Raw genomic sequence first — 24,726 nt, 5'->3', positions numbered from 1 at the left:
TATCTCATTTTCGAAGATATGATTCAGGAGTGGGATCAACAGAAGAATCGAAATCAAAAAATATTATTTTAGAACGAAACGGAGATGATAAAATATGACGACCTGGTTTATACTTTCGTTGTTTCTTATGTTTTTTGTTAAAATAATAGTAACGTGTCTACCAACCTCTGTTGCGAACTCATTTGCACAAAAATTTGAATTGCATCCAAAATTTAGTGATGAGAAGGTCACTGTAACTATTGACGGAAAACGCTTGGAAGGTGAAGACAAAATTCAAGTTATTACTCATTTTAACGAAGCGTTATTTTTAGAGAAATATTATTTTCCTCCAAATAGCAGTGGGACGCCATTGATTATTGATACGAAAAGAGGCAAAAACGATGTTAGGTTTTCTGTGTACAGTTACGACGATCATGTTGATGTAGTCAAACAGTACAAGAAGAAAGTAGTCGCGTATAGTCTGCGTTCCAAAAGCCTCCAAAAACGTTCTATGTTAGTAACAGGGGGATTGAATGAAACGACAGCTCAAGCTCTATAAGCATTTGCAAAGTTTTCGTCTAAAATAGAAAGAAAAGGATTCCTAAAATATAGGGAATCCTTTTTGTTTATATATGGAATTGTTTTAGATAAGTGGATGATGAAAATACCATGGAAGTGGATGGTTATTTTTTTGAGATGTATGTTTATTATAAGAAGGATAGTACTTTTACATGTATTTTAATTATTCATGTCACCGAAGTATAAATAAAGAAATGATGATAAGGATGAAACCGAATGGAATGGAAACCTGATCGAGCGAATAAGAAGCCTGTCTACAAACAAATTGCAGACTATATTGAATATGGGATTTCTTCGGGAGAGTTTTCACCAAATAGTATGTTACCCTCGGAACGTACTTTAGCAAAAGAGTTGCAAGTTAATCGCAGTACTATAGTATCTGCATATCAGGAGCTGCAGTCGCTTGGGATAGTAGAGCGACAAAAAGGAAGCGGAACGCGTGTAAGCACAGATATATGGGGAATATCGCATAAACGCATCCCGAACTGGGGCCGATATGTAGAGGATGGCTCATTTCTCCCCAATTTGCCACTCGTTCAGCGTATTCGTACAGAAACTCAAAAGACCGATTTAATTAATTTAGCTGGTGGTGAATTGTCGCCGGATTTGTTTCCAACCGATCAATTTCGTGCCATTCTCTCAGAGCAAACATTTACAGGGCATTTAGGTTATGATCATCCACAAGGTAATGAGGTATTGAGGGAAACAATTTCTTGGCATGTTGATAGCTATAAAAATATAGATGCTGATCCATCCTCTATTCTTATTACGTCAGGTGCTCAACAAGCACTTCATCTTATTGTTCAATGTTTGCTTAAGCCGGGAGATGCCGTTGCGATTGAAGATCCATCTTATTGTTTTTCCCTTCCGGTATTCCAATCTGCTGGGTTAAGAACATTTCATTTACCTATGGATCAACATGGCATTAATCCGGATGATATTATAGATTTACACAAAAAACATAGATTACGAATGATATTTTTAAATCCCGATCATCATAATCCTACAGGAAGTGTTCTTTCGTTGGAACGTCGTAAAAAGATTCTAGAATTGTCGTCCGACTTTGGTATACCTATTGTAGAAGATGATCCCTATAGCCTAACTTGTTTCAATGGAAAAGTAAATCCAACCTTAAAATCCATGGATTATAATGGAAATGTTTTATATATTAGTTCATTATCGAAAATTGTAGCATCCGGATTACGAATTGGCTGGGTTATTGGACCTTCGCAAGTCATTCAACGTCTGGCGGATGGGAAGCAGCAAGTGGATTTTGGACATAGTGTATTTCCTCAATGGGTGGCAAATCAATTTTTGAGATCGGAACATTTTAATGCACATATTTGTATGCTTCGAGAACAACTCAAACAGAGAAGGGACCAAATGACCTCAAGTCTCGATGAACTTTTAGGTAAACAAGTTGAATTTCTGGTTCCAGAAGGTGGAATTCATTTATGGTGTAGGATACCGAATTCGATTAATGAATATCATTTATTGGAAGAATCCATACGAAAGGGTATAGTCTTTGTTCCTGGGAGTATTTTTGGTTCAGAAAAAGGGTATGTACGTTTTACTTTTGGAAGAGGAGACCCGAACTTCATTCGTGAAGGCATTACAAGATTCGCGGAGGCTTTAAATAACATTCGAGAATCATGAATATAGAAAGTAAAAACAAAGGATTTCTCTAAATCTTGAGGTGGGGGAGCTTATTTCCCGCGAATAGCGGGATAAATAGAAATGATTCATGTGAAGTTCATGAATCATTTTTATTTTAGATAAAAATAAAAAACGTTAATTGCTTTATGTGCTGGACAACGACTTGATTGAATGTAAACTGTTGATTCCCCATTCATCCAAGTCTCTAAAATGGATGGAAAAACAAAGGGAAATTAGATAAATGAAGAGGTGGAAGCTAAAAATGTGTTCTCAATCTAACACGCCATTGTTTACTGCACTTGTAGAACATGCAGAAAAAGAACCAATTCAATTCCATATTCCTGGTCATAAAAAAGGAAAAGGTATGGATCCTGAATTTAGAGAGTTTATTGGTGAAAACGCACTTGCGATAGATTTAATCAACATCGCTCCCTTAGATGATTTACATCAGCCAAAAGGAATCATCAAACAAGCGCAAGATCTGGCAGCTACAGCATTTGGCGCTGAGCATACCTTCTTTTCTGTTCAAGGGACGAGCGGTGTGATTATGACAATGGTGATGAGTGTTTGCGGACCTGGGGATAAAATTCTTGTACCGCGCAATGTACACAAATCCATTATGAGCGGGATTATCTTCTCAGGCGCAATACCTATTTTTATCCATCCGGAAGTTGATCCGAATCTCGGTATTTCACACGGCATTACACCTGAATCCGTAGAAAAAGCGTTAGTACAGTATCCAGATGCTAAAGCTGTGCTTGTGATTAACCCTACCTATTTTGGGGTCTCTGGCGACTTGAAAAAAATTGTGGACATCGCTCATGAACGTGATATTCCGGTTTTAGTAGACGAAGCACATGGAGCTCACATTCATTTTCACGATGAGCTGCCTCTTTCTGCTATGCAAGCAGGTGCTGATATGGCAGCGACAAGTGTGCATAAACTAGGGAGCTCACTGACACAAAGTTCCATTTTAAATGTGCAAGGAAGTCGTGTTTCAGCGAAGCATGTACAAACGATTTTAAGTATGTTAACGACGACATCCACTTCTTATATCTTGCTTGCTTCTTTGGATGTGGCAAGAAAACGATTAGCGACTGAGGGACAAGCTTTATTGGAACGCACGATTCATTTAGCAGAGCAAACACGTGTTAAAATCAATGAAATTGACTATTTGTACTGCGTTGGTCGTGAAATTTTAGGAACGAATGCTGCGGTTGCTATGGATCCAACAAAACTTTTGATTTCGGTAAAAGAGCTTGGCGTTACTGGGTACGATGTAGAAAAATGGCTCCGTGAAAAATTTAATATTGAAGTCGAGCTTTCGGACCTATATAACATTCTTTGTCTCATTACACCTGGTGATACCGAAGAAGACCTAGCAAAACTTGTACATGCATTGAAAGAATTGTCGGCTACATTTCAAGATCAGGCTGACCTCAATATAAATGCTTCTGTGTTATTGCCGGACATCCCGGTGCTGGCGTTAACACCGCGTGATGCCTTTTATGCCGAAACGGAAATGATCCCATTTGAAGAATCGGTTGGAAGAATCATCGCCGAGTTTGTTATGGTGTATCCACCAGGCATCCCTATTTTCATTCCTGGCGAGATTATTACGGAAGAAAACCTTATATATACAAGAAAAAACAAAGAAGCAGGTCTTCCTGTACAAGGTGCTGAGGATTATGAGATGAAATTGTTACGTGTCATAAAAGAACATCGTCCTATAAAATAAATAGCCTTATAAAACTTATTAAATATCCGGAGGCGTCTTAGTAAAGTACTAAGACGTCTTTTTGTTTTTTAGAATGTTCAAGTATAGTGCTTATGTAAATACGTATGTAGACAGAAGGAATGTAGTTTGATAAAATAAAAAAAGAACAAATGTTCCTGTCAGCTGAATACACAAATTTTTCTTACAAAATACACATCTTATACATAACTTTTATGTATATTATGAAGAAAATTTACTGTATATTTCTTTCTTGTTCTATTGTATAATGATTATAGAAGTTACTTATTTAAAGTAATTGTTTTTTTAGAAAGGTTCGCTTACAAATTTTGAATTTCTTTATTTTTAGACAAGTAGTCATGAGCGATACAGAATTTGTTTGAACATAATTATGAAAATGTGAAATAGTACAGAATTTGTACTCTTTTAAGGAGAGTGAGTAATGTATGGTAACACTATATAGTTCTCCAAGTTGTACGTCTTGTAGAAAAGCGAAATTATGGTTAGAGGAAAACCATATTCCTTATACAGAACGTAATATTTTCTCTGATCCATTATCGATTGAGGAAATTAAAGAGATTTTACGTATGACAGAAAGCGGAACAGATGAAATTATTTCAACTCGTTCTAAAGTTTTTCAGGAATTGAATATTAATTTAGAATCTTTACCTCTTCAAGATTTATATAAGCTTATTCGTGATTACCCAGGTATTCTTCGTCGTCCTATTATAATTGATGAAAAACGCCTGCAAGTTGGTTATAACGAAGATGAAATTCGCCGCTTCTTACCACGTACAGTGAGAACATTTCAATTACGCGAAGCGCAGCGTCTTGTAAATTAATATAATATGAAAAGGAGCTAATCCCAATTCTGCTTTAGCGGAATGTGGGCTATTGGCTCCTTTTCTTTTTGTACGGATTATGCATGTCGTATTTTGCAAAAAGGTGATAATTCACTGATATTGTTATCCCGCTGCTCATGGGTAAAAACTCGATTGAGCGAGCTTTCCATCAGTGAAAAAAAGCGCCCACTGAGGAAGTTTCACTTTACTTTAGCCAAAGCGTCCGAGTAGTTGAACTTCATGTATTTCGCAGCTTTAATTGGTTTACAAAAATGCCAACTAGTAACACTGTAATCGTGAAGAGAAAGGGAATACTAGCTGTGAAAAATGGATTCCTCTCGAAAAAAGATATGAAAAATTTTTCATGTGTTACCATATTACCTGCTGTATAAGCTAAGATGGCAGCGCCAATATAAACGAGAAGAGGAAATCTTTCCATGCATAATAAAATGAGTTTACTTCCCCAAATGATAATAGGAATGGAAATGAGTAATCCGCTGATAACTAATGCAATATTTCCATGTGCAGCCCCGGCGATTGCAAGTACATTATCAAACCCCATAACAAGGTCTGCGAAAACGATTGTCCGTACGGCTTGAAATAAGGTTGTCTTTGGCTTAATACTAGAAAGATCATGATTGTTATCTGTGAGCAGATTGATTGCAATGAGAGTAAGGAAAAAACCGCCGATTACTTGTAGAAATGGGATGTTAAGTAAATAAACGGCTAGTACTGTGAGAAGAATCCGTAGTATGATGGCTAAACCAGTCCCTAAAACAATCGCTTTATTTCGCTCTGCTTCTGGTAAATTTCGACTTGCGAGTGCGATGACAATCGCGTTGTCACCGCCTAACACAACGTCGATACCAACGATTATAAGGATGGATGTGAGAAAGTCTAAATCCATTCAGTTTGCCTCCGTTTGTTCTGTCCTAATAGACAGAAATATTGTCTATAAGGATTGGATTTGTTTTCGTTAGAATCACTATGTAAGAAAAGAATTGTACTTAATATGAACGATAAATGTATTGTAAATCACAGAAGAAGGAATGTCCTTTTTAGTTTGTTTCGTTTACATCATATGCAGGAAAAAAGAATATAGGACAATCATTTATGTGGATAACGTGTCCAATGTTTTCTTGAAAGAAGGAAGAGTCATTATGGGATTAAGGGGAATACTTTAATGAAAAATTAGGTAAATGACTGTTTTTTTTCTAAATATGGTGATTTTATTTCCATTCTGGAGCATCTTATCATAAAATGAGAGTACAAGATTCTAACTTTTTTTGTAATATGATTGGGGAATCCCTTCATAACCATTCCAAATAGGAAGGGAGAGGTGTATTTTGGATATTGAAAGAGTTAATGATCATACGATGAAATTTTATATCTCGTACATTGATATAGAGGACCGCGGATTTAACCGTGAAGAAATTTGGTATAACCGAGATAGAAGTGAACAGCTATTTTGGGAAATGATGGATGAAGTGCGTGACCATGATGACTTTTTTATTGATGGACCGCTTTGGATTCAAGTTCAAGCACTTGAAAAAGGAATTGAAGTACTTGTGACGAAAGCGCAGCTTTCGAAAGATGGACAAAAATTAGAATTACCAATTGGCCTCGATAAAATTATTGATATTCCTCTTGATGAGCGAATTGAATCGTTATTTGAACAGGAAATAGAAGAAGCAGGAGCAATTTTTAACGAAGATGGTATATTCGGCTTTTTAATTAAATTCGAGGACTTTGAGCATGTTATTTCATTAAGTCATCGACTCATATTTGAAGAGATAAAAGATGAATTATATTCATTTGAAGATCGCTATTATCTATATGTCGAATTTGATGAGGTAGTGCACGATGAAGAGGAGATTGACCGTATTTTAAGTGTGATATTAGAATATGGAGAAGAATCCGCTTTAACGATTCATCGCGTTTGTGAATACGGAAAGCAAATTGTTGCTGAAAGTGCACTTGAAACAATTCGTAATCATTTTTCTCCTGGAATGTAGGCCGATTTCTTTATATTGAAATCGGCTTTTTAAATGTGTATATACGAAGAGGGATTGTATGTAAGGGGGCCAGATATGAAAAATATATTGAAACTATTGTTCTTTTTGATTGCTTTATTCGCTGTATTTATTTTGTTACGCATGTTTATTGATGTAACATTTTATACAGATGTAATTTGGATTAAAGATATTTCATTTTTAGGAATTTTAAGTACTTTATTTACAATATCAGCATTTTTAATTGGATTTGTCATTTTTTTAGAAAATCGTCATCCCTCGAAAACATTAACATGGTTAATGGTGCTTGGGGTTTTTCCAGTAGTAGGTTTTTTCGCATATCTTCTATTTGGACAAAATTTTCGGAGAAAACGAATGTTTCAAAAGAAGGCGCTTTTAGATGAGCAGGCGTTTTTACAGTATAAAGGGAATGAGTATTATCAGGACCGTATATTGAAAAAACATGAACATCAAGAATTATTGTTTCGGTTAGCCGATCGTCTTGGAGCACTAAATATTTCTTTTCATACGGAAACGAGAGTATTAACAAATGGGAAAGAGACATTTCAATCTATTTTAGATGGGTTGAAAAAGGCCAAGCATCATATTCATATGGAATATTACATTGTGCGTGATGACAAAATTGGTACAAAAATTAAAGACATTCTCATCCAAAAAGCAAAAGAAGGTGTGAAGGTTCGATTTTTATATGATGCAGTAGGGAGTTTTAAACTATCAAAGACCTACATTGAGGAATTAAATCATGCAGGTGTTGAGATGGTGCCGTTTTTTCCTGTACGGTTTCCTATTTTAAATGACAAAATTAACTATCGAAATCACCGTAAAATTGTTGTCATTGATGGAAATGAAGGCTTCGTTGGCGGTTTAAACATTGGAGATGAATATTTAGGAGAAAATAAATATTTTGGATTTTGGCGAGACACTCATCTATATTTACGAGGAGAAGCAGTGCAAAGTTTGCAACTTATCTTTTTACAAGATTGGTTTTACATGACAGGTGAAGCTGTATTAACACCAAATTATTTACAGGTGGAAGCTGTAGAAGGGGAAGGACAGGGAGGCGTACAGCTCGTTGCGGGCGGACCTGATAGTAAGTGGGAAACGATTAAGCATTTATATTTTGCGATGATTGCTTCAGCAAGGAAATCAATTTGGATTGCAACGCCATATTTTATTCCAGATGATGACATTTTGTCAGCATTAAAAGTAGCTGCCTTAGCGGGTATGGATGTTCGCTTGTTAATGCCGAGCAAACCGGATAAGAGGACTGTATTTTATGCGTCTCGTTCTTATTTTCCAGAATTATTAGAGGCAGGCGTAAAAATATATGAATATGAAAAAGGTTTTTTACACAGCAAGATTGTCATTGTTGATTCTGATTTGGCGTCAATTGGAACAGCAAATATGGATATGAGAAGTTTTCATTTGAATTTTGAGGTGAATGCTTTTTTATATGATACAGATAGTATTCGCAAGCTTGTGGCAGATTTTGAAGAAGATTTGCTGGTATCAAATGAAATTTATGTTGATCGCTTTAAGAAGCGCCGTCTTGTGATGCGGATTGTGGAATCAACATATCGTTTATTATCTCCTTTGCTCTAAAGGCTCATGAAAATGAGTCTTTTTTTATTCCGCTCTAATGCGTAGTATAGTTAGGTATTTTGCCCGTAAAGCCCAAGTGGTGAGAGCTTTCCTTCAAGGAAGTTTCACTGTATCCCGCTCTAACGGGCAGTAAATTTAGGTATTGCATGAAGGTAAACTGCCCGTAAGAGCCCGATTGGTTCAACTAACCTTCAGTGGGAAAGGCGTCCACTGAAGGAAGTTTCACTGTATCTGAGCAGGAATTCGTGTGTGGTTGTAGAATAGTCCATACGGAAGAAAGGAGTGATTCTATGTTTGTTGCAAAAAGAGAGAATGGAGAAGAAATTCATCTTCTTCATGGATGGAAGGAAAAACAGCTTATTATGCTACGGAAGAATGAACGCTTTTTCTGTCCCATTTGTCACTTAGAAGTGCAGCTAAAACTAGGAAAGCAAAAAAAATGGCATTTCGCTCATAAGAAATCACATAGTTGCAAAATTGAGTTTGAAAATGAATCGGCATACCATTTGCGGGGAAAAGAGCAGTTATATAGATGGCTTCAGTCACAAGTTTGTTCGATAAAAATGGAGCATTATCTGCCCGCAATTCAGCAGCGACCTGATTTGTTTGTTGTAATTGATAATCGACAAATCGCTATTGAATATCAATGTGCAACTTTATCGGCAGAGCAGTTGTTAAAACGAACGGAAGGGTATTGGAAAGAAGGGATTCAAATATTATGGATCTTGGGAGGGAATCAGTTAAAACGCCATGCAACATATTGGCTGTCACTTTCTTCTTTTCATTCTTGCTGCGCGCAATATTATTCAATCCCCTATATCCTCTATTTTTGTCCAGATGTAAAGGCATTTTTCAAATGTAATCTTCTTCTACCTTTTTCTTCGTCTATTGTCTTTTCACATGTAATTTATTTTCCGCTTCATACGACTACATTAACATCTCTTCTTACAACATCATCTATATCGACCCAACGTCTAGAAAAAGAATGGTTGAATAAAAAGCAGCGTCTCCGAGCAAATGGTATTTATATATGGAAGCGAAGTGAGCGCTCCTTTTTAGAGCTTCTTTATCATCATCATATACCCCCATCTTGTTTTCCTGCTGAAATTGGTGTTCCTTTACCATCACTCCTAGCATTTCGTACTCATTCTTTCATATGGCAAGCTTACATTTTAATTGAGCTACTAAGCAAATTTACGATAGGAGAATATTTTTCATTGCACACCATTTTTCAGTATGTAGAGAGGAACAGAGCGATTCATAGACGGTTACTACCGTATTTTCCGCAAACATTTTGGCAACAGGCAGTGAGAGAATATATGCAATTTTTATGTCAGATTGGAGAGATTGAGCAAGTTGATGTTTACAAATATCGAAAAGTACGTTGTTTTTTTGTGCCAAAAACAGAACAAGAGGTACAGAAGTTTGATCGCTTATTTTTAGCAGAGGCTCTTAGGCTTGTGGAAGCAAAGTATAACATGAGTGAAGAGAAAACGGATATAATAAAGAAGTACCCAGAAGGAATTACATAAGAAGAATCGAATTGTACTAGGAGATATGAATAAGGAGGGCTTACACATGACTGAGCAAAAAATAGTAAGAGCACTGCCAGCGCGTAGTGAAATTGAAGTAGAAAATACGTGGCGCTTAGAAGACATTTTCCAAACGGATGCAGAGTGGGAAACGGAATTTCAAGCGATTAAAGAGTTACTGCCAAGACTTACGGAATTTAAGGGAAAGCTTGGAGAATCAGCAAACGCGCTGTTAGAAGCGATGCAATATGAAGATGAAGTATCTATGCGCCTTGGTAAATTGTATACATACGCACATATGCGCTATGACCAAGATACAACAAATTCATCTTATCAAGCGTTAAATGACCGTGCGAAAAGTTTATATTCACAAGCATCAAGTAGCATGGCGTATATTGTTCCAGAAATATTAACGATTTCTGAAGAGACATTGCAGTCTTTTTTACAAGAAAATAAGGAATTAAAAGTGTACGAACATGCATTAGAGGAAATTTCACGTCAGCGTCCTCACGTATTATCAGAAGCGGAAGAAGCGTTATTAGCTCAGGCTTCTGAAGTTATGAGTGCGTCTAGTAATACATTTGGTACATTAAATAACGCCGACCTAAAGTTTCCATCTATTCAAGATGAAAATGGGGAAGAGGTAGAAGTAACTCATGGACGCTACATTCAATTTTTAGAAAGTGATGATCCTCGCGTTCGTCATGATGCCTTTCATGCTGTATATGAAACGTATGGAAAATATAAGAATACATTTGCCAGCACATTAAGTGGTGCAATTAAACGAAATAATTTTTATGGAAGCATTCGTAAATATGATTCTGCTCGCCAAGCAGCACTGAGCAATAATAATATTCCTGAGTCTGTTTATGATCAGCTTGTGGAAACAGTAAATGAAAACTTACATTTATTACATCGTTACATTGATATTCGTAAACGAGCACTTGGATTAGAAGAATTGCACATGTACGATTTATATACACCGCTCGTACCAGAAGTGAAAATGAACGTAACATATAAAGAAGCGCAAGATATATTATTACAATCATTAGATGTACTTGGAGAAGAGTATGTTGATATTTTAAAAGAAGCTTACGAAAATCGCTGGGTAGATGTATATGAAAATAAAGGGAAGCGAAGCGGTGCTTATTCATCTGGTGCATATGGAACAAATCCATATGTATTAATGAACTGGCATGATAATGTAAATAATTTATTTACGCTTGCGCATGAGTTTGGTCATTCTGTGCATAGTTACTATACAAGAAAAACGCAGCCTTATGTGTACGGTGATTATTCAATTTTCGTTGCGGAGGTAGCGTCTACATGTAATGAAGCACTTCTAAATGATTATTTATTAAAAACGACAGATGATAAGAAGAAGCGTCTATACTTATTAAACCATTATTTAGAAGGTTTCCGTGGTACAGTATTCCGTCAAACAATGTTTGCTGAGTTTGAGCACGTTATTCATCAAAAGGTGCAAGAAGGTCATGCAGTAACGCCAGATATGTTAACGGAAATTTACTATGAGTTAAATAAAAAGTATTTCGGTGATAGTTTAGTCATCGATAAAGAAATTGGTTTAGAGTGGTCCCGTATTCCGCATTTCTATTACAATTATTATGTATATCAATATGCAACGGGCTTTAGTGCAGCGACTGCTTTATCAAAACAAATTTTAGAAGAAGGTAAGCCAGCTGTAGAACGTTACATTAATGAGTTCTTGAAAGCAGGAAGCTCTGATTATCCGATTGAAGTATTGAAAAAAGCTGGTGTTGATATGACATCATCAGAGCCTGTAAAAGAAGCAATGCAAGTGTTTGAAGAGAAATTAAATGAATTAGAAGCACTTCTATTTGAAGAGAAGTAGAACAAAAACGAGAGTCGTATGACTCTCGTTTTTGTTTAAAATCCTTTAAATCGCTTTTGGGTATTGAAGTATGATACAGCCAATACGATTGCTCCAAATAAAAGGGGAAGTGACAAAATGAGTGGAAATACTTGTAACAATGATAGAACGTATAAACAAAAGAAGAGGAAAACAATACAAATAAATAATAAAAGATAGGACTTTTTCAATGGAAACCCTCCTATTAAATACTCTATATATATTGTATTCAAAAATGAAAACGTTTAGAATGTGACAGAAATGTGAAATTCGACAAAAAGGGTTGTCATCTGACGTCGAATCTTGTAATATAATAAACGTGAACGAATTCACATACAAACATATACCCCTTTGTTTGAACGTGAAATTTCTCCCATCCCCTTTAATATTTTTATAAGCCGTAAAGAAAACGACCTGGTGTTTTACACCAGGTCGTTTTCTTTTGTAATCCATTTCCAATAGCGCTCTCGTTTTGTCTCAACCATGCGTACTTTTCTTTTCAATAGCAATTTTTTCATTTCTCGTTCTATTTCATTTTGAGAGTAGTTATAAATAAAAGCAATTTCATTTGTTGACATAAACTGTACATGCTCTAGTAATACCTCTAGAGAGGGAAGTGGTTGTGGTTCAATTTCTTCTTTCACAATTTCTTTTAATACTTGTACATATACATCGTAAGAATAAATACCAGCAATTTTAATTCCTTCTTCATTTGAATTAGCATGGAAGAAAACGAGAGAAGGGATCTCTGTAATGTGCATTTCATTTGTAAATTTCAAATCACATTGAAATGCTTTTGCAGCACTAATAGAGTGTAAATCCTGTTTAAATTCTTTCATATCAATTCCGCTTTGTTTCGCACATATAAGCAGCGTATCTATATCTGGCTTTGATATATCTTCAAGCAAAATGTATTCTTGAAGTTTTCGTAAAAATTTCGAACCTGCTTTTCGACCTTGTAATTCTGCCGCTTTAATGGCCAGCGAAGTTATATACGGAGTTGATGAAGCCCCGTGCATGTATACTTTTCCGTCGCAAGAAAATCCGTGTAAACTCGTTGTTTTCTCCCACACAAATCGAATATTAGCAGGTTTATTCCATTTGTGTGATGGGGAGGTGGCCCCTTCTACCTTACCGGTAACAATGTGACGGAGTGAAAAATATTTTCCATATTCAAGCCATAGTTTGATCACTAATGGCTCGATATCCCAACAATCTTTGCAAAGTGGATCAATAAATAAATATGCTTCGACAGACTTAGGCTCACATTTGGAAGGCGAGATTGATGCACTATATTTTGCTTCCTGTTTTTCCATTAAGCTTCACCTGTTTCGGGAGTATTGACCATATGCTGCGCCGTTAACGTCAAACGTTCAAATACAAAATCACGAATCGGTCCGTGTACATTCGTATCATCCATCGCTTGTTCCATACACGAGAGCCAAGCTTTTGCTCGCTTTGGTGTAATTTCGAACGGCAGATGACGAGCGCGTAACATTGGGTGACCATGCTCTTCTGTATAAAGATTTGGTCCTCCTAAATATTGTGTTAAAAATTGTTTTTGCTTCCTAGCAGTTTCCGTTAAATCGTCTGGGAAGATGGGAGATAAGTCAGGGTGTTTACTGACATAGGAATAAAATGTATCGACTAATTTTGCAATGCCTTGTTCACCGCCAATTGCTTCAAATGGTGTCGTTGGTTGCTTGTTCATCCTTGTAACTCCTTTTTCCATCAAATGTATATCTATCCCGCTACTTGTGGGCAGTATCTTCATGTATTTCACGATGCAAAACTCTCTGTAAGAGCCCGGTTGGTGAGAGCTTTCTATCAGTGGGAAAAAACGTCCACTGATAGAAAGCTCTAATGGGCAGTATTTTTAGGTGTTTCACGATGCAAAACTCTCTGTAAGAGCCCGATTAGTTCAACTAACCTTTCATGAAAAAAACGTTCATGAAGGGAAGTTTAACTTTATTGTAGCAACGGATTGTCACGAAGAGCAAATAAATAGCTCCTAATCAACCCTTTGCTAGTTTATTGTTCTTTTTGGCCTTTGGCAAGAAAAAAGCGTTGTACTTTGTTTTTTGTGTGTCTGATAGGAATATTATGTTCTTTTAATAAAGAAGCAAATGCTGCTTGTCCAGTCTGTTCATCGCTTACTTCATATTCAAGTTCATAATCATCATGTTCGTAATAAAAACTATGATCAAACACGAGTATACCGCCTTCAAAGGTTGTTTCTGCCCGCTTTGTTGTTAAGCTTCCCATGTATTGTAATGAAGAAACAGGAATTTGTAGGGTTTCTAATTGCTTAGAAACAGCTCCCTTGATTAGCTTATTTGTTTCCATCATTATGTTAGCTTCTTCTTCTGTTAAAGTTTGATGCGTCTCTAACAATCCAATCTCTGCCGGTTGTTTTAGTGTTAGTGTATAAGTATTATTTTTACAACGAATACGAAGTGCAGAGCCAGCATTTTTTAATGAAAATGTAGGCGTTTCGAAATAATGATTTACTTGTTTTGCGAATGTTGTAATAGAAAATGCATGACATAAAGAATGGAATTCTTCTTTTGTGACCATGTTTTTAAATTCAATTTCAATTTCTTGTTGCATATGCGCTCTCCTTTTATGAAATATCTGTTACTCATTATCGCTTTTTCCTAAATTTCATTCAATGTTTTATTTGTTTCGTTGTATGTTATGTTACAATAAAAGTGTTGATTATGACAGGAAGTAGGATATGGAGGAGTTAAAGTATGCAAAATAAAATTCAAGTTAAGAGCGTAGAAAAAAGAGAAGATGCTCTTATTTTTTGTGCGGAAAATACGGATCTACGTGTAGAGGGTTTAAAGGCACGTAGTCACGTACTTGTAGATTCAGACAATTTATCATTTTTATATATTTTAGAGAATGAAACATCATTCATTTACGTGAGTATCCCGCATACGTGCTGGGAAGAATTAAAAAATGCAATGAAGAACGATGAAACAATGTTTGTTCGTATTCATGACGTTGAAATCGAGTTAGAACAAATGAAAGAAGAATTGGAATATTTAATCGGAAATATTGAAGGAAATGCGAATTACGGTGAGGAACTCGTAAATACAGTAGAAAAAGTGTTTCTGTAAAGTGAAACTTCCATCAGTAGGCGTGATGGAAAGCTCTCACTAATCGGGCTCATACGGGCAGGTATCTTCCGTCTATCTTCTTCGATTTGTGGAGGTCTTACGTCCGTTAGAGCGAGATAGAAAGAAACTGATTTGTTTTGGTGGTGGTTACATTGGATCGAAATTGGGAAGAATTTTTAGCTCCCTATCATCAAGCTGTAGGAGAGTTGAAGGTGAAATTAAAAGGAATGCGTTCTCAGTTTGAAATGTTGGCTGAACATTCGCCCATTGAGTTTGTAACAGGTAGAGTCAAATCCTTCGCAAGTATTATTGATAAAGCAGAAAAACGCAATATTCCACTCGACCGTTTGCAAGAAGAAATGCAAGATATTGCTGGGCTTCGTATGATGTGCCAATTTGTTGATGATATTAAGCCGGTTGTAGAGTATTTACGAAAGCGTAACGATTTTGAAATTGTGGAAGAACGCGATTATGTGACGCAAAAGAAAGAAAGTGGATATCGTTCCTATCACGTTGTCGTTAGTTATCCTGTGCAAACGATTCGTGGGGAGAAAAAAGTGTTAGTTGAAATTCAAATTCGAACGTTAGCAATGAATTTTTGGGCAACAATCGAGCATTCTTTAAATTATAAATATCGTGGGCGCTTTCCAGAGGATATTAAAGTGCGTTTGCAGCGCGCAGCTGAAGCAGCTTATCTATTAGACGAAGAAATGTCTTCGATTCGTCTTGAAATTAAAGAAGCACAAAAGATTTTTTCGCGCAAGCAAGAGGCGAAAGAAACAGAATAATAAGCTAAAGGGTGTTGGGCGATGAAATTTGCAATTATGTCAAAGGGAGATCAATCATCAAATGCGCTTACAAGTACGATGACAGAGTACCTATGCAATTTTGAATTTACAATGGATGAAGAAGAGCCAGATATTGTAATTTCCGTTGGAGGAGATGGAACATTGCTGCATGCGTTTCATCGCTATCAGAATCGGTTAGACAAAACAGCATTTGTCGGTGTACATACTGGGCATTTAGGATTTTATGCAGATTGGTTACCAACAGAAGTTGAGAAGCTTGTCATTGCGATTGCGAAAACGCCTTTTCAGGTTGTTGAATATCCATTATTAGAGGTCATTATTCGTTACATGAATGGGAATAAAGAATCACAATATTTAGCGCTAAATGAAGCAACGGTAAAAAGCAACGAGGGAACGCTTGTTATGGATGTAGAAATTCGCGGTGAATACTTTGAGACATTTCGCGGAGATGGTCTTTGTATTTCAACGCCTTCTGGGAGTACGGCGTATAATAAAGCACTAGGCGGGGCCATTATTCATCCATCTTTAGAAGCCATTCAAATTACGGAAATGGCGTCTATTAACAATCGAGTTTTCCGTACAGTTGGATCTCCGCTCGTATTACCGAAGCATCATACGTGTGTCTTAAAACCAACTACTGGAATGAACTTGCAAATTACAATCGATCATTTGACGATGGTTCATCAAGATGTTAAATCGATTCAATATCGGGTGGCAAATCAAAGGGTTCGTTTTGTGAGATTTCGTCCATTTCCATTTTGGAAACGAGTGCGTGATTCCTTTGTAGCGGACCAGTAAAGTGAAACTTCCTTTCATGAACGTTTTTTTCATGAAAGGTTAGTTGAACCAATCGGGCTCATACGGGCGGTTTTGCATCGTGAAATACATGAAGATACCGCCCGTTAGAGCGGGATAAAGCGAAACTTCTTTTTATGAACATTTTTTTCGTGAAAGGTTAGTTGAGCCAGAGGGGTGCACCGCTTAAAGAACACTTGGCAGAGAGGAATAGAGTTATGCAGTTGAGAAGGTTTACTTTAACTTGGTGTATAACAAAAACAGATGAAGGAATGCTTATTAGAGAATTTTTAAAAGCGAAAGGTATTTCTAAAGCAGCGTTAACAGATATAAAGTTTCATGGCGGAGCGATTGAAGTGAATGGACATTCTGTAAATGTACGTCATGCTTTGCAAGAGGGAGAGAAGTTAGCGGTATGCTTCCCGCCTGAGCAAAGAAGTGAAGGAATGCTAAGCGAGAACATTCCTCTTTCAGTTGTGTATGAAGATGATTCTGTTCTTGTTATTAATAAGCAGCCGTACATGTCAACAATCCCATCAAGAGAGCATCCAAGTGGGAGTGTAGCTAATGCTCTTTTGCACTACTATGATCAGCAAAATCTTTCAAGTACAGTACATATTGTAACAAGGCTCGACCGAGATACATCTGGTTTAATGTTAATTGCAAAAAATCGTTTTATTCACCATTTGCTATCAAAGCAGCATCAGCAAAAACAAGTGCAAAGAACATATGAAGCGATTGTCCATGGAACGATAGTAGAGGACAGTGGAACAATTGATGCTCCCATTGCACGAAAAGATGATAGTATTATTGAGCGCATGGTCCGTGAAGATGGGCAGCGAGCAGTTACTCACTTCCATGTGCAAAAGAGATGGAAAGATAAGACGTATGTGTCACTTCAATTAGAAACAGGGCGGACGCATCAAATTAGAGTACATATGGCACATCTCGGCCATTCATTACTTGGTGATGATTTGTATGGCGGGAAAACGGATGAAATAAAGAGGCAAGCATTGCATAGTACAAATTTAACGTTTTATCATCCTATATTAGAAAAGCAGCTTACATTTCATGCGGAGTTGCCGGAAGATATGAAAAAGCTGATGGAATCATGATTCCATCAGCTTTTTTTAATCAATAGAACGAAATTTCTCCGGGACAAACGGCATCGAAGAAGGAACGGAAATTGTTTCCATTTCTGGATAACGAAGTCCTGTTAATTTCCCGCCAAATACTGATCCAGTATCGATATTTACAGTATGATTGACGAATCTAGGTTCTTGTACGGGTGTATGTCCATATACAATCCAAGCATCTCCAGTATAATGTTTCGCCCAGTCACGGCGGACAGGAGAACCGTCAGGGTGTCTTTCACCTGTAATATCCCCATATAAGACGAAAGTTTGTACTTTTTTATCACTTCTTCCGATATAATCTTGGCGAATACCAGCGTGACAAACAACGAGTTTTCCATCATCCAGTACGTGATAGAGAGGTGACTGTTCGTAAAGATCAATAAATTTTTTCTGCACGATTTTTTGCTCACGTACAGGTAATGCTTCGTATTCAGCGACGGTTGTTTCTAAGCCGTGCGCTACTTGCACTTTGCGCCCAAGGAAGTAACGATATAATTTGTTACAATGATTACCAGGGGCATAATATGCTTCTTTTTTATGTAAGACAAGGTCCCACACAATTTCAATCATACGAAGAGAATGAGGACCGCGGTCTGTAATATCCCCTACGAAAGCAAGTTGCCGTTTTTGTGGATGAACAGGTAACCCGCTATCCCATTTATAGCCAAGTTGTTTTGTTAATGTTTGAAACTCCTCTAAACAGCCATGAATATCTCCGATAACATCATACTTCATATTGGATCACCTACTCTTTTTTTGATTAGTATACCGCTACAAAGGCAAGAAAAAAACCATATCCACCAGGATATGGTTTAATCAAACATAAATTTCTTCGTTCGTGACTGGATATTCAGAATGAAGCCAATCGCAATCATATAGGTGAGCAAGGAACTACCACCGTAACTTAAAAGCGGTAATGTAATCCCAGTAATAGGAAGTAGCCCGATTGTCATCCCAATATTTTGGAACACCTGGAATGTAAACATTCCTATGGTTCCTGCACATATATAACTGCCGTATGGATCATTACTTTCTAACGCAATATGAATCATACGGTAAATCAGTAGGAAGTAGAGTGAAATGACGACACTGCCTCCTAAAAATCCGAATTTCTCAGCGATATTTGTAAAAATAAAATCGGTATGAGGTTCAGGGAAGTATACTTGTCCACCGTCCCAACCTTTTCCGTATAACTCGCCTGATCCAGTCGCTAAAAGAGCCTGAGTTAACTGATAACCTTGTGTTTGGTATTCATAAGGTGCTAACCAGCCATAGAAACGATCTAGTTGATACTCTTTTAAAATATGTGCTTTAAAAAATGCTGTGTGTGCAAAGTATATATACACAAGTAGCGCACCAACGGCAGTGACAATACCAGCTAAACTGAAAATAAAACGCCAGCGAATGCCAGATACTAGAATCATTGCTGCAAGCATTGCTGAAATTACCATGGAATTTCCTAAATCAGGTTCTTTTGCAATTAACAGTAATGGTGGTAAACTCGCTGCAAATATTTTTCCGAGTAAGATTAAATCTTCTCGCGGCGTTCGAATTACATATTTTTCATTATGGTTTACGATAATACGTCCAATTACAAGAATTAAAAAGAGTTTCATGATTTCTGAAGGTTGGAAGTTCCCGAGACCCGGTAAATTGTACCAAGCTGTTGCCCCTTTAATTGTTACCGCACCTGGAAAATGAAGCTCAAGCCCAAGAAGAAGAACCATTGCAATCCCGTATAAATACCAGGAAATTTGTTTATATCGATCAAAGTCGACCACCATAATGACGGCAACTGCAATCGCACCAATTACATACCATTTCACTTGCTGTGCAACGAAGTTAACCTTTTGTAAATTTGGTGGCAAGGACGGCTGTGCCATTGCGATGGCTAAGCAACTTACTGTAGCGATTGCAAGTACAATCAGTATTAAGACGTAATCTATTTGATATTGAGAATTTTTATCTTTCACCGTACTGTATTCCTTTCTATTACTCATTGTTATTAAAAAAGACACTATTACTATCTTAGCGGATTTTTGGTTGTTTGCAAATATGTTGTTTAGATTTAAGCTGGAAACGTCAGATGAGAGTTAAAAAAATGGTATGGGGAATAGAATATGTAAACCTTAAAAGACAACTTGTGTATAAAGGATTAAGGAATTTGCGGCATATAGGTATTCTGTTATGAATAGAATGGCATAGCATAGACATAGCGGATTCACTCAAAAGGGAGGGAATTACAGTGCCAAGTTCTTTTTATCAAGCAATTCCAGATATATTACAGCATGTTATAGTGGAAGAACCTATGTCGATTTTAGATGTTGGAGTAGGATTTGGAAAGTATGGGTTGCTTCTAAGAGAAGCATTAGATGTGCCGTATGAGAGATATCATAAACATGAATGGCAAGTCGTAATTGATGGTATTGAAGTATTTGAAGATTATAGAAATCCAGTTCATGAACATATATATAATAATATGTATTATGACAATGTTTTTCAAAAAATAGATGATTTGACAAAATATGATGTTATTTTACTTGCTGATGTCATACAGCATTTTACGAAAGGGGAAGGCATACGTTTATTAAAACAGTTACTTCATCATACAAATAAAGCGTTAGTTGTATCAACACCTATTTATTCGTCGTATCAACTTGCATATAAAGGAAATTCTCTTGAAATACATAAAAGTAAATGGACAATTATGGATTTTCAAGACTTTGATTTCTCTTGTAAAGAGTTACCTATAGGAGGAAATGGATCGCAAATTATTAAAATATATCCCCAAAAAACAAGAGAGAATAAAGCAATAGATTTAGATCGGTACATAACAAAGGATATCGAAGTACTACACAATCAAGAAAAGAAGCTATGTATTACGTACGTACTGCCTCATAAAAATCTTACAGGCGGATTAAAGATGTTAGTCGATCAGATGAGTTGGCTGAAAAAAAGAGGACATACTGTGCAAGGGATTCTTCGTTCTGACAATTCGAGTAGTTCTATATTTCATGAGCATATGCAGATTGAAATAGACAAAGAGATTCATATTGCAGGGAATGAATCTTACATTCCGTACTTAAAGGGATCAGACGTAGTTGTCGCTGGTTGGTGGCAGCAAATTGCAGAGCTGCGGTATTCAATGATACCAACTTTATATTGGGAACAAGGTCATGAATGTTTATTTGGTGATATGCCTTTTCCTACGTCCGATGTGACGGCGATTCGCAATCATATGCATGCAAGTTATCGAAGTAATATATTTTTATTTGCTGTATCTGATTTTGTTGCGCGCGTTTTACAGGAAAAATTCGGTAGAAAAGCTCCTGTGATTACCAACGGAATTGATTTGACTGCATTTTATCCAACTAAAAAAGAGAAAAAAGGAAATACCATTTTAGTTGTTGGTAACCCGTATTTGAAATTTAAAGGAGCAGAGGTCGCAATACAAGCGCTTGAACATGTGCAGCGTAAAGGAGTATCTTTTCAAGTGAAATGGGTGATGCCGTATTATATGGATTTGAAGCCCTCGTTATTTTCGATTGAATATGTGATGAATCCAGATCGAACCGAGCTTGCGAAACAATTTCGAGAAGCCGATGTATTGTTATTTCCTTCCCACTATGAAGGATTTGGATTGCCGCCGCTTGAAGCGATGGCTTCAGGCACGCCTGTTGTTTGTACGAAATGCGGTGGAGTAGAGACGTATGCAAAGCATCTTTATAATGCGTTGTTATATGAACCAAGAGATATAGAAGGATTAGGAAGCGGCATAATAGATGTACTCACAAATAAAGCACTGAGAATGCGCTTAGCTGATAAAGGCTTGGAAACAGCGGGCCAATTTGCTTATGCAGCAAAAATAGAAGTGCTGGAAGAATATATACGAAAAGTGGCATCTTACTCCTATTGATAATGTTTTGAATATGAAAATATGAGTGGAAGGGGATAGGAAACGGTATGTTTGGTACATATATTGGGGATGACAAGATGTTAATTAAAATGAGTTATTACGGCTTTTTAATGATTTCATCTAAAGATCTTAGTTTAATGCCTTCTTTAGTTACGACAGGAGCAATTGAGCCTTTACTCACAAAATTTTTTATTCAACAAGTGAAACCAGGGAATACAATTGTAGATATTGGAACAAATGTTGGCTATTTTACGGTATTAGCTGGTTACTTAGTTGGAACACATGGAACAGTTATTGGATATGAGGCAAATCCTACTGTTTATAAAATGCTGCAAGATAACATTGCGATGAATTGGATTACGACACAAACGAAGCTGCATAACAAAGCGGTGTATTCCGAAGAAAAAACGTTAAGTTTTCGTTCTTCGGATAAATTTCATGGTGATTCTTCTACACATTTTAGGCCTGAAAATGAAAATCGTGTAGAGAATTATACATTGATTGATGTAGAGGCCGTTACGCTTGATCAACAATTACGTGATATTCCGCAAATTGATTTATTAAAAATAGATATTGAAGGCGGAGAGTATCACGCCTTTTTAGGGATGATGGAACTCATTAAACAAAAAAAAATAAAACGAATTGTATTTGAATGGAATGTCGTTATGCTTGGGGAAGATAAAGATCCATTTTTTTTACTATTACAAGAAATCCAGGAGAAACACGGTGGTTTATTTCACATATTAGATCAAGAAGGAAGACCAGTTCAAGTAGCGCTTGAAACCATTACATATTACGAGTTTTATCCGTACGGGCTTATACAGTTTTAATTATTATGTTCTACAAAGAAGGAGTATGATGCTTTTATATGGAAATAAAAATCATTGATGTTAGGTAATGATTTTTTATTTTGCCTTCTCGTGAATTTATGATATTATAAAAATAGTATCAGGTACTAATAACTACTGTTATTTAAAATAGGAGGATAAATACATGGATCTTCTCAATGTAAAAGGAAAAAATATTGTTGTAATGGGTGTTGCAAACCAACGAAGCATTGCTTGGGGAATCGCACGTTCATTACATAATGCAGGAGCAAACTTAATTTTCACATATGCTGGAGAGCGTTTAGAAAAAAATGTTCGCGACTTAGCGGAATCATTAGAAGGACAAAAATCACTAGTATTGCCATGTGATGTAACAAATGATGAAGATATCGCAAACTGCTTCCAAACGATTAAGGAAGAGGTTGGAGTTATTCATGGACTGGCTCATTGCATTGCATTCGCAGAACGTGATGATTTAAAAGGTGAGTTCGTTGATACATCTCGTAATGGCTTCTTATTAGCTCAAAATATTAGCTCATTCTCTTTAACAGCTGTAGCAAGAGCAGCGAAAGAAGTAATGACAGAAGGCGGAAGCATCGTAACGCTAACATATTTAGGCGGAGAGCGTGTTGTATCGAACTATAACGTAATGGGTGTTGCAAAAGCATCATTAGACGCAAGCGTAAAATACTTAGCAAACGATTTAGGCAAACATAACATTCGTGTTAACTCAGTATCTGCAGGACCGATTCGTACATTATCAGCGAAAGGTGTTGGCGACTTCAACAGCATCTTAAAACAAATCGAAGAACGCGCACCGCTTCGCCGTAACGTAACGCAAGAAGAAGTAGGAAATGCAGCGTTATTCTTATTCAGTGACCTAGCAAGCGGTGTAACTGGTGAAAATATGCATGTGGATTCTGGATATCATATTTTAGGATAATATAAAAATTTCATAGTTTAGAATGAAAAAGCCGTTTCTATCCGATTGTTTTATCGGATGGAAACGGCTTTTTTGAGAACAAATTCTGTTGTTCTTTGTTTGATAAAAACTGTCTCAAAAGCGTGAATGCAGCCACTCTTGAGGCTAACATAACTCACTATTTCTGACAACAAGGAGTAAATATATTGTTATGACGATTGTATTATTGTATTCGGATAATTGTGAGAGAAGCTCCAGCTCCTGCAATTAATGTAGCTCCTAATGCGACGGCTAGGTTAAGACTTAAAGTATCTCCAGCATTTAGTGATGTAGTTACATAGGCATTAAATGAAGCTAAGTTAAGAGCAGTAGTAATGTTAGATCCAGATATAATACCAGGTCCACCGTTTAGAAGTATGCTCGAAGTTGCTGCGATTGCGGCTGTCGTATTAATAGAGTATCCGATATAATATACCCCAGTTTGAGTAATCGTAAACGTATCGTTTGCACCATTAACTGTTACATTGTTTAAATTTTGGTTTAATGGTAGTGTTATAAGACCGCCGCCTAAACCAATCGTGGTACCAGAAGCACTAGCAAATGCATGTGTTGCTGTTATATTTGTACCCGTAGCACCGGTAGCGCCAGTGGCACCTGTAGGTCCAGTAGCCCCAGTCACGCCTTGAAGTCCTTGAGGTCCAGTGTCACCAGTTACGCCTTGAAGTCCTTGAGATCCAGTAGCCCCAGTAACCCCAGTAACCCCTTGAATCCCCTGAGGTCCAGTAGCGCCAGTTACGCCTTGGATACCTTGAGGTCCGGTAGCGCCAGTGTCGCCGGTAGCCCCCGTTATGCCTTGGATACCTTGAGGCCCAGTAGCGCCAGTGTCGCCGGTAGCCCCCGTTATGCCTTGGATACCTTGAGGTCCAGTGTCACCAGTTACGCCTTGGATACCTTGAGGCCCAGTAGCCCCCGTGATGCCTTGAATCCCCTGAGGTCCAGTAGCGCCAGCGTCACCAGTTACGCCTTGGATACCTTGAGGTCCGGTAGCGCCAGTGTCACCAGTTACGCCTTGAAGTCCTTGAGGCCCAGTAGCGCCAGTGTCGCCGGTAGCTCCCGTTATGCCTTGGATACCTTGAGGTCCGGTAGCGCCAGTGTCACCGGTAGCCCCCGTTATGCCTTGGATACCTTGAGGCCCAGTAGCACCAGTGTCGCCGGTAGCCCCCGTTATGCCTTGGATACCTTGAGGTCCGGTAGCGCCAGTGTCACCGGTAGCCCCCGTTATGCCTTGGATACCTTGAGGCCCAGTAGCACCAGTGTCGCCGGTAGCCCCCGTTATGCCTTGGATAC

Annotated in this window: 22 protein-coding genes; 15 read left to right on the top strand and 7 right to left on the bottom strand. The window is 37.3% G+C overall.

What is annotated here, in order from left to right:
* Positions 1 to 94: 94 nt before the first annotated feature.
* The 4 genes from WAX78_RS18710 to spx all read left to right on the top strand — a co-directional run bounded on the left by WAX78_RS18710 (position 95) and on the right by spx (position 4,791).
* The gene (locus WAX78_RS18710; RefSeq protein WP_336483512.1) at positions 95 to 538 is read left to right on the top strand and encodes a YfmQ family protein; all 444 of its coding nucleotides are present in this window, start codon (positions 95 to 97) and stop codon (positions 536 to 538) included.
* A 236-nt stretch (positions 539 to 774) separates the two neighbouring features.
* Positions 775 to 2,214: a MocR-like pyridoxine biosynthesis transcription factor PdxR gene (pdxR, locus tag WAX78_RS18705; RefSeq protein WP_336483511.1), complete on the top strand. Its 1,440-nt coding sequence runs from the start codon at positions 775 to 777 to the stop codon at positions 2,212 to 2,214.
* 262 nt (positions 2,215 to 2,476) lie between these two features.
* Positions 2,477 to 3,952, top strand: a complete 1,476-nt coding sequence (locus tag WAX78_RS18700; RefSeq protein ID WP_336483509.1) for an aminotransferase class I/II-fold pyridoxal phosphate-dependent enzyme — start codon at positions 2,477 to 2,479, stop codon at positions 3,950 to 3,952.
* Positions 3,953 to 4,395: 443 nt separating this feature from the next.
* Entirely contained in the window at positions 4,396 to 4,791 is a 396-nt protein-coding gene (gene spx / locus WAX78_RS18695) for a transcriptional regulator Spx (protein WP_020059817.1), read from the top strand.
* Positions 4,792 to 5,029: 238 nt separating this feature from the next.
* Here spx and WAX78_RS18690 read toward each other — a convergent pair whose 3' ends face one another.
* Positions 5,030 to 5,698: a TerC family protein gene (locus WAX78_RS18690; protein ID WP_336483507.1), complete on the bottom strand. Its 669-nt coding sequence runs from the start codon at positions 5,696 to 5,698 to the stop codon at positions 5,030 to 5,032.
* Positions 5,699 to 6,137: 439 nt separating this feature from the next.
* On the opposite strand from WAX78_RS18690, the gene mecA reads away from it, so the two are divergent.
* From mecA to pepF, 4 genes are all read left to right on the top strand, one after another.
* On the top strand, positions 6,138 to 6,806 hold the full coding sequence (gene mecA / locus WAX78_RS18685; protein WP_336483505.1) for an adaptor protein MecA: 669 nt from the start codon (positions 6,138 to 6,140) through the stop codon (positions 6,804 to 6,806).
* 75 nt (positions 6,807 to 6,881) lie between these two features.
* Entirely contained in the window at positions 6,882 to 8,426 is a 1,545-nt protein-coding gene (gene cls / locus WAX78_RS18680; RefSeq protein WP_336483503.1) for a cardiolipin synthase, read from the top strand.
* A gap of 290 nt (positions 8,427 to 8,716) precedes the next feature.
* Positions 8,717 to 9,958: a competence protein CoiA gene (locus tag WAX78_RS18675; protein ID WP_336483501.1), complete on the top strand. Its 1,242-nt coding sequence runs from the start codon at positions 8,717 to 8,719 to the stop codon at positions 9,956 to 9,958.
* 46 nt (positions 9,959 to 10,004) lie between these two features.
* The gene (gene pepF, locus WAX78_RS18670; protein ID WP_336483500.1) at positions 10,005 to 11,831 is read left to right on the top strand and encodes an oligoendopeptidase F; all 1,827 of its coding nucleotides are present in this window, start codon (positions 10,005 to 10,007) and stop codon (positions 11,829 to 11,831) included.
* 440 nt (positions 11,832 to 12,271) lie between these two features.
* On the opposite strand, the gene WAX78_RS18665 is transcribed toward pepF, so the two are convergent.
* From WAX78_RS18665 to WAX78_RS18655, 3 genes are all read right to left on the bottom strand, one after another.
* Positions 12,272 to 13,165, bottom strand: a complete 894-nt coding sequence (locus WAX78_RS18665) for a ClpXP adapter SpxH family protein (RefSeq protein ID WP_336483499.1) — start codon at positions 13,163 to 13,165, stop codon at positions 12,272 to 12,274.
* On the bottom strand, positions 13,165 to 13,560 hold the full coding sequence (locus WAX78_RS18660) for a globin domain-containing protein (protein WP_253628950.1): 396 nt from the start codon (positions 13,558 to 13,560) through the stop codon (positions 13,165 to 13,167). The genes WAX78_RS18665 and WAX78_RS18660 overlap by 1 nt, the downstream gene beginning before the upstream one ends.
* Before the next feature lie 320 nt (positions 13,561 to 13,880).
* Positions 13,881 to 14,459 carry a CYTH domain-containing protein gene (locus tag WAX78_RS18655; protein WP_336483498.1) on the bottom strand — a complete coding sequence of 193 codons (579 nt, stop codon included), beginning with the start codon at positions 14,457 to 14,459 and terminating at the stop codon, positions 13,881 to 13,883.
* Positions 14,460 to 14,602: 143 nt separating this feature from the next.
* Between WAX78_RS18655 and WAX78_RS18650 the strand changes: the two genes are divergently transcribed.
* The 4 genes from WAX78_RS18650 to WAX78_RS18635 all read left to right on the top strand — a co-directional run bounded on the left by WAX78_RS18650 (position 14,603) and on the right by WAX78_RS18635 (position 17,693).
* Entirely contained in the window at positions 14,603 to 14,974 is a 372-nt protein-coding gene (locus tag WAX78_RS18650) for a UPF0738 family protein (protein ID WP_336483497.1), read from the top strand.
* Positions 14,975 to 15,126: 152 nt separating this feature from the next.
* Positions 15,127 to 15,762 (top strand): GTP pyrophosphokinase, encoded by a 636-nt coding sequence (locus WAX78_RS18645; RefSeq protein ID WP_336483496.1) that lies wholly within the window; start codon positions 15,127 to 15,129, stop codon positions 15,760 to 15,762.
* Between the two features lie 21 nt (positions 15,763 to 15,783).
* The gene (locus WAX78_RS18640) at positions 15,784 to 16,581 is read left to right on the top strand and encodes an NAD kinase (protein ID WP_336483495.1); all 798 of its coding nucleotides are present in this window, start codon (positions 15,784 to 15,786) and stop codon (positions 16,579 to 16,581) included.
* A 221-nt stretch (positions 16,582 to 16,802) separates the two neighbouring features.
* On the top strand, positions 16,803 to 17,693 hold the full coding sequence (locus tag WAX78_RS18635; RefSeq protein ID WP_336483732.1) for an RluA family pseudouridine synthase: 891 nt from the start codon (positions 16,803 to 16,805) through the stop codon (positions 17,691 to 17,693).
* Between the two features lie 15 nt (positions 17,694 to 17,708).
* Here WAX78_RS18635 and prpE read toward each other — a convergent pair whose 3' ends face one another.
* Together prpE and WAX78_RS18625 are read right to left on the bottom strand one after the other, a co-directional pair.
* Positions 17,709 to 18,449 (bottom strand): bis(5'-nucleosyl)-tetraphosphatase PrpE, encoded by a 741-nt coding sequence (prpE, locus tag WAX78_RS18630; RefSeq protein WP_336483494.1) that lies wholly within the window; start codon positions 18,447 to 18,449, stop codon positions 17,709 to 17,711.
* Between the two features lie 77 nt (positions 18,450 to 18,526).
* Positions 18,527 to 19,687, bottom strand: coding sequence for an FtsW/RodA/SpoVE family cell cycle protein (locus WAX78_RS18625; protein ID WP_336483730.1), 1,161 nt, complete (start codon positions 19,685 to 19,687; stop codon positions 18,527 to 18,529).
* Positions 19,688 to 19,959: 272 nt separating this feature from the next.
* Here WAX78_RS18625 and WAX78_RS18620 point away from each other — a divergent pair, with 272 nt between their 5' ends.
* From WAX78_RS18620 to fabI, 3 genes are all read left to right on the top strand, one after another.
* Complete coding sequence (locus tag WAX78_RS18620) at positions 19,960 to 21,630, top strand: glycosyltransferase family 4 protein (protein ID WP_336483493.1); 1,671 nt, start codon at positions 19,960 to 19,962, stop codon at positions 21,628 to 21,630.
* A 47-nt stretch (positions 21,631 to 21,677) separates the two neighbouring features.
* Positions 21,678 to 22,460 carry an FkbM family methyltransferase gene (locus WAX78_RS18615; RefSeq protein ID WP_336483492.1) on the top strand — a complete coding sequence of 261 codons (783 nt, stop codon included), beginning with the start codon at positions 21,678 to 21,680 and terminating at the stop codon, positions 22,458 to 22,460.
* A 163-nt stretch (positions 22,461 to 22,623) separates the two neighbouring features.
* Positions 22,624 to 23,400, top strand: a complete 777-nt coding sequence (gene fabI / locus WAX78_RS18610) for an enoyl-ACP reductase FabI (protein ID WP_336483491.1) — start codon at positions 22,624 to 22,626, stop codon at positions 23,398 to 23,400.
* 202 nt (positions 23,401 to 23,602) lie between these two features.
* Here the strand turns inward: fabI and WAX78_RS18605 are convergent, their stop codons facing one another.
* Positions 23,603 to 24,724 (bottom strand): BclA C-terminal domain-containing protein, encoded by a 1,122-nt coding sequence (locus WAX78_RS18605; RefSeq protein ID WP_461781927.1) that lies wholly within the window; start codon positions 24,722 to 24,724, stop codon positions 23,603 to 23,605.
* Positions 24,725 to 24,726 lie beyond the last annotated feature (2 nt).

The sequence above is a fragment of the Bacillus yunxiaonensis genome, from assembly GCF_037104695.1.
In the GTDB taxonomy this organism is placed as follows: domain Bacteria; phylum Bacillota; class Bacilli; order Bacillales; family Bacillaceae_G; genus Bacillus_A; species Bacillus_A yunxiaonensis.
This window is presented reverse-complemented; position numbering and strand designations above follow the sequence as displayed.

Coding starts and splice junctions, on each gene's coding strand:
- WAX78_RS18660 (WP_253628950.1), bottom strand. CDS start 13,560: ATGAACAAGCAACCAACGACACCATTTGAAGCAATTGGCGGTGAACAA.
- WAX78_RS18710 (WP_336483512.1), top strand. CDS start 95: ATGACGACCTGGTTTATACTTTCGTTGTTTCTTATGTTTTTTGTTAAA.
- spx (WP_020059817.1), top strand. CDS start 4,396: ATGGTAACACTATATAGTTCTCCAAGTTGTACGTCTTGTAGAAAAGCG.
- pepF (WP_336483500.1), top strand. CDS start 10,005: ATGACTGAGCAAAAAATAGTAAGAGCACTGCCAGCGCGTAGTGAAATT.
- cls (WP_336483503.1), top strand. CDS start 6,882: ATGAAAAATATATTGAAACTATTGTTCTTTTTGATTGCTTTATTCGCT.
- fabI (WP_336483491.1), top strand. CDS start 22,624: ATGGATCTTCTCAATGTAAAAGGAAAAAATATTGTTGTAATGGGTGTT.
- WAX78_RS18665 (WP_336483499.1), bottom strand. CDS start 13,165: ATGGAAAAACAGGAAGCAAAATATAGTGCATCAATCTCGCCTTCCAAA.
- WAX78_RS18640 (WP_336483495.1), top strand. CDS start 15,784: ATGAAATTTGCAATTATGTCAAAGGGAGATCAATCATCAAATGCGCTT.
- WAX78_RS18700 (WP_336483509.1), top strand. CDS start 2,477: ATGTGTTCTCAATCTAACACGCCATTGTTTACTGCACTTGTAGAACAT.
- WAX78_RS18615 (WP_336483492.1), top strand. CDS start 21,678: ATGTTTGGTACATATATTGGGGATGACAAGATGTTAATTAAAATGAGT.
- pdxR (WP_336483511.1), top strand. CDS start 775: ATGGAATGGAAACCTGATCGAGCGAATAAGAAGCCTGTCTACAAACAA.
- WAX78_RS18650 (WP_336483497.1), top strand. CDS start 14,603: ATGCAAAATAAAATTCAAGTTAAGAGCGTAGAAAAAAGAGAAGATGCT.
- WAX78_RS18675 (WP_336483501.1), top strand. CDS start 8,717: ATGTTTGTTGCAAAAAGAGAGAATGGAGAAGAAATTCATCTTCTTCAT.
- WAX78_RS18690 (WP_336483507.1), bottom strand. CDS start 5,698: ATGGATTTAGACTTTCTCACATCCATCCTTATAATCGTTGGTATCGAC.
- WAX78_RS18655 (WP_336483498.1), bottom strand. CDS start 14,459: ATGCAACAAGAAATTGAAATTGAATTTAAAAACATGGTCACAAAAGAA.
- prpE (WP_336483494.1), bottom strand. CDS start 18,449: ATGAAGTATGATGTTATCGGAGATATTCATGGCTGTTTAGAGGAGTTT.